This is a genomic window from Paenibacillus sp. VTT E-133291 (genome assembly GCF_002264395.1).
Taxonomy (GTDB): domain Bacteria; phylum Bacillota; class Bacilli; order Paenibacillales; family Paenibacillaceae; genus Paenibacillus_AQ; species Paenibacillus_AQ nitricinens.
Genome location: NZ_NFVA01000168.1, coordinates 1 through 5,338, shown reverse-complemented (window position 1 = coordinate 5,338; position 5,338 = coordinate 1). Strand labels below are relative to the sequence as shown.

Sequence of the window (5,338 nt, the reverse complement as noted above, 5' to 3'; positions counted from 1 at the left end):
TAATTCAATGAAGCCTATGCTCACAAAACTTTTAGGAGGTCAAAAATGAAATACGTTATAGGTGTAGATTTGGGCACTAGCGCAGTGAAGACTGTTTTAGTGGACCCACAAGGCAAGGTGGCTTTTGAGCATTCCGAGTCCTACCCGCTAAGCAGACCACAGCCGAACTGGAGTGAACAAAATCCTGAGGACTGGGTAAAAGGCACGCTAGTCAGTCTTCGTCGCTTGATTGAAGTATCAGGCATAGGCCCATCACAAGTTGACGGTCTTAGCTTCTCCGGGCAAATGCACGGATTAGTTCTGGTCGATAAGGACGGACAAGTGCTTCGTCCGGCCATTCTTTGGAATGATACACGTACTACTGCACAGTGCAGAAGAATAGAGAAGACGCTCGGAGCAAAGCTTATTGAGGTTGCTAGAAACCGTGCGCTGGAAGGCTTCACACTCCCTAAAATTCTATGGGTACAAGAGAATGAACCTGAGGTATTATCACAAGCGCATCAGTTCCTGTTGCCCAAAGACTATGTGCGTCTCCGGTTGACCGGTGATTATGCGATGGATTATTCCGATGCTGCAGGAACGCTTCTATTAGATGTAGGTTCTAAAACTTGGAGTGCTGAAATTGCTGAAGCTTTTGAACTGCCGATTTCCCTTTGTCCTAGACTGGTAGAGTCCTTTGAACAGACAGGAACGTTATTGCCGGATATTGCGGAAGCATCAGGTCTTTTATCATCCACAAAGGTATTTGCTGGTGGCGCGGATAATGCATGCGGCGCACTCGGAGCGGGTGTCCTTGGTGAAGGACGGACGATGTGCAGTATTGGTACATCTGGTGTGGTCCTTTCCTATGAGAGCAATAAAGATTTAAACCTCGAAGGCAAAGTCCATTTCTTCAACCATGGTGAAAAGGATGCCTACTATATTATGGGCGTTACTCTAGCGGCTGGGCATAGCCTTACATGGTTCAAAGAAACCTTTGCGGCGGACAAGAGCTTTGATGAATTGCTAAGTGGAGTGTCCTCCATTCCAGCGGGTAGCGGCGGACTGCTCTTTACACCTTATATCGTAGGGGAACGTACACCTCATCCAGATGCGAATATTCGTGGAAGCTTTATTGGTATGGATTCAGGGCATACGTTGACTCATTTTACACGTTCCGTATTAGAAGGCATTACCTTTTCGCTACGTGAATCTATCGAGATTGTACGTGATTCAGGCAAAGAGATTACAGAAATCATTGCGATCGGTGGCGGGGCTAAGAATGAGGCATGGCTCCAGATGCAAGCAGATATTTTCAATGCATCCATCGTGAAGCTTGAAAGTGAGCAAGGTCCGGCTATGGGAGCAGCGATGTTGGCAGCTTACGGTAGCGGCTGGTTCACTTCTCTTAGTGCATGTGCAGAAGCTTTCATCCGTCCTGCGGATGTATATAAACCAGATCCGAAGCAAGCGGCAATCTATGACGGCTTATTTAACCTCTATCAGGAAGTCTACGGTCAGACCCGTGAACTGAATAACAAGCTGGCAGCATACCGTCAATAAATAAGGACGCCGAAGGTTTATGCTTGATATGTCTGATAAAAAAGGTCTTTCGCATATGGCGGAGGACCTTTTTATGAACATGAAGTTGTTGCCGTACTTATTTTTCTTCTGTAAAGTATGGGTATCTCTAGGCAGAGATAAGCTCTGCATGAGGTAGTGAAGGTTTCGGGGGGCGGAAGGCCATGTTCCAATGGATGGTTAGGCTGTTGAATGACATCAAAATCCGCAATAAGCTGTTGCTTGCTTTTTTACTCACCACGTTACTTCCGGTATTACTGGTAGGCGGGTATCTTACGTTTGAGATGAGAACCATGGCGTTTCAGAGCGCACTGGAACAAGCTTCAATCAACGTAGATCGGGTAAAAAAAAGAACGGAGGAAGTCATCGGTGTATCTCAAGATATTGCATATCGATTGAGTAATGATGCACGGTTAAAAAGACTTGCCATTCGTCAGTATGTTAGCACTTATGATGTGGTGGAAGCTTACCGCGATTACTCGGATATGCGTGAGTACCTTAGGTTGTATAAAGATATATCTAACATTCGTTTATACACTGACAATGCTACGCTGCTTAACAACTGGGAGCTGATCAATCCTTCTCCTGCAATTAAGGAGAGTGAGTGGTATCAGAGAGCACAGCGGTACGATAGCTTTGTCGGTTGGGAATATATCGAAGATGAGCGTGATAAGCGGAATTATTTAAGTCTTGTTCGCAAAATCGAGCTGGAGGGCTCCAGCAAAATCGGTGTTCTCGTTATTAATGTGAACAGTCAGCAGCTTGCATCCATACTAAGCCAGGAGTCTTTCGATACGATGATCGTCGATGATCAGGACAATATCATTGCAGCGAACCGGAAAGATCGAACAGGTAAAAAGCTAGCGGATGTTTCTTTTGACACCAAGCTCTTGGGCCAGGGGAGTGGAAGCTATGAAGCAGTAGTAGATGGTGAAGCCTCCAAAATTGTGATCGAGGAGCTTAAACCACAATCTAGCCGAAATGCACTACGAATTATATCTGTCTTTTCCATTGAAAGTATAGTGAAAGAACCCAATCAAGTGATTAAGCTTTCGATTACTGTAGTTGCGATAAGTGTTCTTCTAGCCTTTTTAATTATATATAGCTTCTCTTCGTTGTTCTCACGACGATTGCTGCATTTAAGCAGACATATTAACCGAGTCAGTACCGGGGATTTTGATACGACATTAAAAATTGATGGCAAGGATGAAATCGCCCTGTTAGCTCGTCAATTCAATTCCATGGTGCGTAGCGTTAATGATTTGATGTATGAGGTACAGGAATCCAATGCTCAGAACCGTCTTTTAGAACAGAAACAGAATGATATACGATTCAAAATGCTGGCAAGCCAGATTAACCCGCATTTCTTGTTCAATGCACTAGAAGCAATTCGAATGGAAGCTCACATGAAAGGGCAAGTGGAAATTGCTCGCGTAGTACGTCTTTTGGGTAAAATGATGCGCAGTAGCCTGGAGGTAGGACGAAGTAAAGTTTTGCTTAGTCAGGAATTAGAAGTGGTACGCTGTTACTTGGATATTCAGCAATTCCGTTATGAGGAGAGGTTGAAATATCAATTTACCGTAGACCCTGCCGTTGAAACCCTTTACATGCCTCCACTCCTTATTCAGCCGCTTGTCGAGAACGCAGTAATCCATGGACTGGATAATACGATGGAGGGAGCATTTGTGACGGTGGAAGTTATACAAGTTGGAGATCATGCTAAATTTACGATTACAGATAATGGAGTGGGGATATCTCCAATTAAGCTGGAGGAATTACAGAACACCCTTGAGCGCCAGGAAGAGCGTGAAGGTGAGCGAATTGGCCTTCGTAATGTCCATGACCGGCTAAAACTATCTTATGGCGCAGAGTATGGGCTAACGATTGAGAGTAAACCTAATGTAGGAACGGTTATTTTCTTCTGCATACCAATGGAGGACAACAATCTATGATAAAAGTGATGATTGTCGATGATGAGCCGAAGCTGCGGGAAGGACTGCGGAGTCTAATCCCATGGGAGAGACTCGGTTATACGGTGGTAGCTACAGCAGCTAATGGCTTGCAAGCACTTGAAAAGTATCATACCTTCTACCCGGAGCTGATCGTTGCTGATATTCGTATGCCTGGAATGGATGGTCTAGAAATGATTAGTGAGCTTCGAAAAGAAGGCTCAGAAAGTCATGTGCTTATTCTAAGTGGTCATGCGGATTTTGAATATGCTAAGCGGGCGATTGGTTATCGGATTGACGGTTATTTGCTGAAGCCAGTGGATGAGGATGAGATGATCGTATGTCTGGAACAGCTACATGAAACGATCGAGCAGGAGCAGCGGTTCAGTGACTGGAATGAGGAGGAGCCCGCTCGCAATAGAGAAACTTTACTTCGTGCGCTTCTGCAGCCAACTTCAGAGGAAGAACTGGAGGAGGACCTTAGCAGACATGCGGATGCGCTAGGACTCGATCAGGGGAATTATGAAGTCATTCTCATTGCGTTAAGAAAAACAGCTGGTGCAAATGATGAGGATCTCCGGGGAATCAAAATAGTAATGGAACAGTATTTTAGTAATCATCCTAATGCTTCTTTCTTTACGTTATCCCAGTATTTGGGCATTCTCATGAAGGATCCGGACCAGAGCACAAGCAAACGGGAAGAATTATATGAGGGGTTATCTGCAGTGATAGAACCAAAGGGTTACGACTTCATTGCAGTAACGGGGGGAGTAGTACCTCGGCCTGAAATGGCGGGAGAATCGTTTAATTCAGCACGTGAACTAATAAGACGCGCCTTCTTCTTCAAGAAGGGGATCATCATCAGTGCAGATCCTTCAGGGTTTCTGGTGGAGATGAAAGAGGAGAGTGAAGACGCGCAAGAGACAGAGAGTCGTCTGCTGCTTGCGGTAGAGACAGGAAGTCTTGGCGCGATCCGACCGATCGTGCAGACCATCTGTGCTGAGCTTGTATCTGCAGGCAGCGACGAATTGCGAATTAAAGAGACCTTTGTGAGACTCCTTAGTACTGTGCTGGCCCGTCTGGAGCCTACGTATCCGGAAATACGTAGCTATGCAGCAGAGCATTCCCCTCCAATAGGGGAGCTATATCAAAGTTATTATTTATCTGATCTTCAGGATCAAGCTGTCTCATTTCTCGAAGAAATTGCGGGTCAGATGACCAGTGGGCGTGGAAATGAAATAAAGAAGATCATAGAAATAATCAACCGCCGCTACAATGAGAACCTAAAGCTAGAGACCTTGTCCGAGTTGTTTTGTTACAACAGCGCTTATCTCGGCAAAATGTTCAAGAACACGACAGGGGAATATTTTAATACGTACGTGGACAAAGTGCGGATTGAGAAGGCTAAGGAATTTCTGACGCAAGGGATGAAAGTATACGAGGTGGCCGAGAAGGTAGGATATATGAACCCTGATTATTTCAATGCTAAGTTCCGTAAATATGTAGGAATCTCACCAACTTCTTATCGAAAAAGCATCTAAGGATGGTGTGGTGTTCTTGTCTTGTCTGTTATACCCGTGGCTGAGTTCAGGTGGTTTTCCGAACTTCAGTCCACGGGTCTTTTTTTTGTTTTCCCTACTCCCACCAATTGTACGTGGTGAAGTATTAATGCAGTTAAATAGATACCTGGTTAAGCTTATGCAGGCGGAGATATAATGCATTTTCTTTTGATTTCGGTTCAATGAAATCTGCTGGAAAAGGAGTGAAGAGGAATATTTGGAACTGTAGAAGCGGAGCGCTCGCCTTTATCCTCGGATTTCTACCGCGAG

3 protein-coding genes are annotated in these 5,338 nt (G+C 45.0%); all 3 read left to right on the top strand.

All coding sequences use genetic code 11. The features are described from left to right. Positions 1-45 precede the first annotated feature (45 nt). The 3 genes from xylB to CA598_RS30885 all read left to right on the top strand — a co-directional run bounded on the left by xylB (position 46) and on the right by CA598_RS30885 (position 5,050). The gene (gene xylB / locus CA598_RS30895) at positions 46-1,542 is read left to right on the top strand and encodes a xylulokinase (RefSeq protein ID WP_094878976.1); all 1,497 of its coding nucleotides are present in this window, start codon (positions 46-48) and stop codon (positions 1,540-1,542) included. Between the two features lie 182 nt (positions 1,543-1,724). After that, positions 1,725-3,512 carry a sensor histidine kinase gene (locus CA598_RS30890; RefSeq protein WP_094870985.1) on the top strand — a complete coding sequence of 596 codons (1,788 nt, stop codon included), beginning with the start codon at positions 1,725-1,727 and terminating at the stop codon, positions 3,510-3,512. After that, positions 3,509-5,050, top strand: coding sequence for a response regulator transcription factor (locus CA598_RS30885; protein ID WP_094870984.1), 1,542 nt, complete (start codon positions 3,509-3,511; stop codon positions 5,048-5,050). Before CA598_RS30890 ends, CA598_RS30885 begins: the two co-directional genes overlap by 4 nt. Positions 5,051-5,338: the final 288 nt, after the last annotated feature.

What these genes read in the sequence shown, in the direction of transcription:
- xylB (WP_094878976.1), top strand. Translation starts at nt 46, where the DNA reads ATGAAATACGTTATAGGTGTAGATTTGGGCACTAGCGCAGTGAAGACT.
- CA598_RS30890 (WP_094870985.1), top strand. Translation starts at nt 1,725, where the DNA reads ATGTTCCAATGGATGGTTAGGCTGTTGAATGACATCAAAATCCGCAAT.
- CA598_RS30885 (WP_094870984.1), top strand. Translation starts at nt 3,509, where the DNA reads ATGATAAAAGTGATGATTGTCGATGATGAGCCGAAGCTGCGGGAAGGA.